1 protein-coding gene and 1 pseudogene are annotated in these 1318 nt (G+C 74.4%); both read right to left on the bottom strand.

Annotated elements, in window-relative coordinates; genetic code table 11:
• Positions 1-542, bottom strand: a pseudogene (locus STRIP9103_RS18315) (substrate-binding domain-containing protein); the annotation flags it as partial.
• 54 nt (positions 543-596) lie between these two features.
• Positions 597-1318: DUF3027 domain-containing protein (locus STRIP9103_RS18320; RefSeq protein ID WP_048820511.1), on the bottom strand; the 722-nt coding region annotated here is incomplete at its 5' end.

Raw genomic sequence — 1318 nt, forward strand, 5'->3', positions numbered from 1 at the left:
CGGCGAGGCGGCGGCGCCCCCGTGCTGGCCCGTCGTACCAGCCGGGTCGGGACCAGGGTCGTGCCGTGGGCCGGGGCCGTCCCGTGGTCGGGGGTCGTGCGGTGGTCGGGGGTGTTCTGGCGCATTTTGCTGAGGACGCCTTGGACGCAGAGGCGGCCGACTTCGGCGAAGTCCTGGTGGATGGTGGTGAGGGGTGGGAGGAAGGAGGAGGCTTCGGGGATGTCGTCGAAGCCGATGACGCTGATGTCGTCGGGTACTTTCCGGCCGCGTTCGTCGAGGGCGCGCAGGAGGCCGAGGGCCATCTGGTCGTTGGCGGCGAAGACGGCCGTGCAGTCGGGGTGGTCGGCGAGGATCAGGCCGGCGCGGTAGCCGGACTCGGCCGACCAGTCGCCGCGGACCGGGGGCGGCGGGACGCATCCGGCTTCGGTGAGGGTGGTGTGCCAGGCGTTGGCGCGGCGTTGGGCGGCGAAGGAGTCCTCGGGGCCGGCCAGGTGCCAGACGGTGGTGTGGCCGAGGTCCAGCAGATGGCGTACGGCGTCGCGCCGAAACCACCGTGACCGACCGAGCTCTTGGGCAACCGGCGCCCCCAGCGGCAGCTACGAGTGGCCCAGCTCCGCCTCGGACTCCGGCTCCTCCGGTGGTACCGAGCCCGAGTCGGGGGACGGCCGGAGGGGGAAGGGGTCCACCCGGGTCTCGTCGAGGCGCGGCGGGGTCGGCTGGGGCGGCTTCGGCATGACGGCGGCCTCCGAGTGGCCCCCGCAGCCGTACGTCAGGGAGACGACCCGGCCGTCCGCCGGGGAGAACTCGTTCGCGCACACCCCGAAGGCCTGCCCCAGCGATCCGCCGATCGGCACGAGGAACCCGCAGCTGACGCATGACGCGGGCGCGGCCTGGGCCATCGCCGTCTTGGCCCCGAACCCCTCCTCCCAGCGGTCGGCGGCCGTGTGCAGCCCGTACCGGGACAGGACGCGGGCCCGCCGCATCCCCAGCTCCTCGGCGACCGCCGCGATCGACCCCCGGGTCGGCGCTATCGGCAGGTTCGCCGGCACCCCGGCCGTGACCTCGGCGTCCTCCGCCTCCACCAGTTCGGCCATGTCCTGCGAGACCGCGGCGTTCGGTGCCGGTTCGTCCTCGCCGGAGAAGCCGGGCTCCAGCCTCAGGTCATCCGCGTCGGTGGGCAGCAGGTCCCCCGGCCCCATGTCGCCGGGGCGGAGGCGCTCGCTCCACGGCACCCACTCGGGGGCGAGGAGGGCGTCGGGGCCGGGCAGCAGTACGACCTCGTCGAGCGTCACGATCTTCGCGCGGGAGGCGCGGGCGA

Source organism: Streptomyces ipomoeae 91-03, from assembly GCF_000317595.1.
In the GTDB taxonomy this organism is placed as follows: domain Bacteria; phylum Actinomycetota; class Actinomycetes; order Streptomycetales; family Streptomycetaceae; genus Streptomyces; species Streptomyces ipomoeae.